This is a genomic window from Ruegeria sp. AU67, from assembly GCF_900312795.1.
In the GTDB taxonomy this organism is placed as follows: Bacteria; Pseudomonadota; Alphaproteobacteria; order Rhodobacterales; family Rhodobacteraceae; genus Ruegeria; species Ruegeria atlantica.
Genome location: NZ_OMPH01000035.1, coordinates 1 through 4436 on the forward strand (window position 1 = coordinate 1; position 4436 = coordinate 4436).

Here is a 4436-nt window from a genome sequence, read left to right on the forward strand (position 1 = left end):
TTACTCAGCGGCTTCTTCGTAAGCGTCCATTGGGGGGCATGTGCAGATTAGGTTTCTGTCGCCATATGCGTTGTCGACGCGGTTTACGGGGGACCAGTATTTGTCGACGCCCATGGAGCCTGGGGGGAAGCAGGCCTGTTCGCGCGAGTAGGGCCGGTCCCAGTCGCCGACCAGATCGCGCACTGTGTGGGGGGCGTTTTTCAGCGGGTTGTTCTCCGCGTCGATCTTGCCGTCGATGATGTCCTGCGCTTCGGCCCGGATGGACAGCATGGCGTCGCAGAAGCGGTCCAGCTCATCCTTGGGTTCAGATTCCGTGGGCTCGACCATCAGGGTGCCGGCCACCGGCCAGGACATGGTGGGCGCGTGGAAGCCGGAATCGACCAGACGCTTGGCGATGTCGTCGACGCTGACCTGCGCCGCCTCATCCAGCGGGCGGGTATCCAGAATGCACTCATGCGCCACCCGACCCGTGTCCGAGGTGTAGAGGATCGGATAGGCCTCCTGCAGGCGTGCCGCGATGTAGTTGGCGTTCAGGATCGCCACCTTGGTCGCCTGCGTCAGACCGGCACCGCCCATCAGCAGCACATAGGCCCAGCTGACCGGCAGGATCGAGGGCGAACCGAAGGGCGCGGCCGAGACCGGGCCCACGGCGGTGCCGTATTCCGGGTGACCCGGCAGGTGTTCCTCCAGATGCGCCTTGACGCCGATCGGGCCCATGCCGGGGCCGCCACCGCCATGCGGGATGCAGAAGGTCTTGTGCAGGTTCAGGTGGCTGACGTCACCGCCAATGTCACCCGGACGCGAAAGACCGACCATGGCGTTCATGTTGGCGCCGTCTATATAGACCTGACCGCCGTGGTCATGGGTGATCTGGCAGACCTCCTGAACGGTGGTCTCGAACACGCCATGGGTCGAGGGGTAGGTGATCATGCAGGCGGCCAGATGGTCCGAATGCTTTTCCGCCTTGGCGCGGAAGTCGGCCAGATCGATATTGCCCTTGTCATCGGCTTGCACTGGCACAACCTGATAGCCCACCATCTGGGCCGAGGCCGGGTTGGTGCCATGCGCCGAGGTCGGGATCAGGCAGACATTGCGATGCGCCTCACCCCGCGCGGCGTGATAGTTGCGGATGGTCAGCAGGCCTGCGTACTCGCCCTGCGCGCCCGAGTTGGGCTGCTGGGAGATCGCGTCATAGCCGGTGATCTGGCACAGCTTGTCGTTCAGATCATCAATCATCTCATGATAGCCCTGCGCCTGATCTTCGGGGCAGAACGGGTGCAGATTGCCGAACTCGGGCCAGGTGACCGGGATCATCTCGATCGTGGCGTTCAGCTTCATGGTGCAGGACCCCAGCGGGATCATCGCCCGGTCCAGCGCCAGGTCGCGGTCGGCCAGACGGCGCATATAGCGCGTGATCTCGGCCTCGGCCCGGTTCTTGTGGAAGATCTCGTGGGTCAGATAGGCGCTTTCGCGCAGCGCGTAATCGGGCAGGCGATAGAGCTTGTTCGAGCTGTCATCCTTGCGATCGATACCAAAAGCACCCCAGACGGCCTCGATGGTCTCGGGGCGGGTCTGTTCGTCCAGGCTGATGCCGACTTTGGTGTCGCCGACCTTGCGCAGGTTGACGCCGCGGGCCACAGCGGCCTCCATGACGACATTCTGCAGGTGACCAACCTCGACCGTGATGGTGTCGAAGAACACCTCTGGTTCGACCGAGAAGCCCGCCTCTTCCAGACCGGCGGCGAGGCGCGAGGTCTTGCGGTGAACCGATTGCGCGATGGCCTTGATGCCATCGGGGCCGTGATACACGGCATACATCGAGGCAATGACGGCCAGCAGCGCCTGCGCGGTGCAGACATTCGAGTTGGCTTTTTCGCGGCGAATGTGCTGTTCACGGGTCTGCAGGGCCAGGCGGTAAGCCTTGTTGCCGCGCGCGTCGATCGACACGCCGATGATCCGGCCGGGCATCGACCGCTTCAGCTTGTCACTGGTCGCCATATAGGCTGCGTGCGGGCCACCATAGCCCATCGGCACGCCAAAGCGCTGGGTCGAGCCGATGGCAATATCCGCGCCCATCTCACCCGGTGACTTCAGCAGCGCCAGCGACAGGATGTCGGCGGCGACGATGGCGATGGCTTTATGTTCGTGCAGGGCGGCGATCTCGTTCGTGAAGTCGCGCACATGGCCGTGGGTGCCGGGATACTGGAAGATCGCGCCAAAGACCGATCCCGCATCCAGCGTGTCCGGGTCGGCCACCTGCACATCGATGCCCAGAGGCTCCGCCCGGGTCTTGATCACCGCGATGGTCTGCGGGTGGCAGTTCTTGTCCACGAAGAAGGCCGCGTTGTTGGCCTTCGACCGGCCGCCGCGCTTGGCCATCGCCATCGCTTCGGCTGCGGCTGTGGCTTCGTCCAGGAGCGAGGCGTTGGCCACGTCCAGCCCAGTCAGGTCGCTGACCATGGTCTGGAAGTTCAGCAGCGCCTCAAGCCGGCCCTGGCTGATCTCGGGCTGATAGGGCGTGTAGGCGGTGTACCAGGCCGGGTTTTCCAGGATGTTGCGCAGGATCGGCGCCGGCGTGGTGGTGCCGTAATAGCCCTGACCGATCAGCGAGGTCAGAACCTTGTTCTTGCTCGCCACCTCTTTCATGTAAAAGAGCGCATCGCGTTCGGTCATCGCCGGACCCCAGTCCAGCGGCTCTTTCTGCCGGATCGCAGGCGGGACGGTGGCGTCGATCAGCTGGTCCAGCGTCTTGAAGCCAATCACCTTGAGCATGTCGCGCATTTCCGTCGGGCTGGGCCCGATATGGCGGCGGTTGGCGAAGTCATAGGCTTCGTAATCAGTCAGTTTGAAGGCCATAGGTCATGCTCCTCAGGGAATGTCTCGCCCGGCCGCTCTGGCAGGAGCCTCCGGCGGGGATATTTTTAGCCAGATGAAGGGGCGGATCCGCGAAAGGACCCGCCGTTTGGGTTTACCCGATCAGGGCCTTGTAGCCGTCCAGATCCATCAGATCTTCCAGCTGCGCGGCATCCGCGATCTTGATCTTGTAGATCCAGGCCTCACCCTCGGGATCTTCGTTCAGCGCGCCGGGGTTGTCGGCCAGCGCTTCGTTGACCTCGGTGATCTCGCCATCGACCGGGGCATACAGCTCGGAGGCGGCCTTGACGGATTCGATCACGCCGATCTCGCCGCCTTTTTCAAACTCATCGCCTGCTTCCTGCTGCTCCACGAACACCACGTCGCCCAGCTGTTCAGCCGCGTGCTTGGTGATGCCCAGAGTGGCCGTGTCGCCTTCGACGGTCAGCCATTCATGCTCTTCGGAATAATAGGTTGCCATGTTTGTCTCTCTCCTGACTTCAACGCTTGTAATTCTGTTTGACGAAGGGCAGCGCCACGATCTGCGCCGGCTGCGGCTTGCCCCGGATGATCAGGTTCACCGTCTCGCCCGGCTCACCGTGGCCCTTGGAAACATAGCCCATCGCCACCGGTCCGCCGACCGTGGGGCCAAATACGCCCGAGGTGATCTGGCCGATCGTATTGCCCTCAGCGCACTGGATTTCCACGCCCTGACGCGCTGGAGCGCGGCCATCGGGCTTGATGCCAACCAGCTTTTTAGCAGGGCCTTCGGCCAGTTCCTTCTGCACGCGGTCTGCGCCCGGAAAGCCGCCTTCTTCCTTGCGGCGCTTCTGGATCGCCCAAGCCAACGAGGCCTCGATCGGCGAGGTGCTCTGATCGATGTCATTGCCATAGAGGCACAGACCCGCCTCAAGCCGCAGGCTGTCGCGCGCGCCCAGACCGGCCGCTTCGCAATCCTCATGCGCCAGGAACGCCTTGCTGACCTCGATCGCCTTGTCCTCGGGGATCGAGATCTCGTACCCGTCCTCACCGGTGTAGCCCAGACGCGAGATGCGGCAGTCTACGCCGTTGATCGGGGCCTCAGTGGTTTCCATGAACTTCAGGTCGCGGGCGGCAGGGCAAAGATCACCCACAACGTTTTCCGCCGCCGGGCCCTGCACCGCCACCAGCGCGCGGTCGAAGATCTCGGTCACTTCGACGCCGTCCAGATTGTCTCGCATATGCGGAATGTCCTGATGGCGCAGCGCTGCGTTCACCACCACGAAATAGTAATCCCCCGCATTCGACACGATCAAATCGTCCATGATCCCGCCATCCGCGTTGGTAAAGAACCCGTACCGCGCCTTGCCCGGCTTCAGGGTCGCGTAGGCCTGCGGGCACAAAGCTTCCAGCTTCTCACCCACATTCTCACCGCGTAGGACCACCTGGCCCATATGAGACACATCAAACAACGCCGCCTTCTCACGACACTGCTTATGCTCCCCCATAATCCCCAAAGGATACTGAACAGGCATCTCCCACCCAGCAAAATCAACCAACTTACCCCCCAACTCAACGTGCAAAGAATGCAATGGGGTGCGTTT

3 protein-coding genes are annotated in these 4436 nt (G+C 62.7%); all 3 read right to left on the reverse strand.

Annotated features, from left to right (window positions below; translation table 11 throughout):
• The gene (gcvP, locus tag DK510_RS19305) at positions 1–2856 is read right to left on the reverse strand and encodes an aminomethyl-transferring glycine dehydrogenase (RefSeq protein WP_109313489.1); all 2856 of its coding nucleotides are present in this window, start codon (positions 2854–2856) and stop codon (positions 1–3) included.
• A 112-nt stretch (positions 2857–2968) separates the two neighbouring features.
• Positions 2969–3334 carry a glycine cleavage system protein GcvH gene (gcvH, locus tag DK510_RS19310; RefSeq protein ID WP_058271403.1) on the reverse strand — a complete coding sequence of 122 codons (366 nt, stop codon included), beginning with the start codon at positions 3332–3334 and terminating at the stop codon, positions 2969–2971.
• A gap of 19 nt (positions 3335–3353) precedes the next feature.
• Positions 3354–4436: glycine cleavage system aminomethyltransferase GcvT (gene gcvT / locus DK510_RS19315; protein ID WP_109313490.1), on the reverse strand; the 1083-nt coding region annotated here is incomplete at its 5' end.

Excerpts from the sequence above, each read along its gene's own strand:
- gcvP (WP_109313489.1), bottom strand. The coding sequence starts at position 2,856 with ATGGCCTTCAAACTGACTGATTACGAAGCCTATGACTTCGCCAACCGC.
- gcvH (WP_058271403.1), bottom strand. The coding sequence starts at position 3,334 with ATGGCAACCTATTATTCCGAAGAGCATGAATGGCTGACCGTCGAAGGC.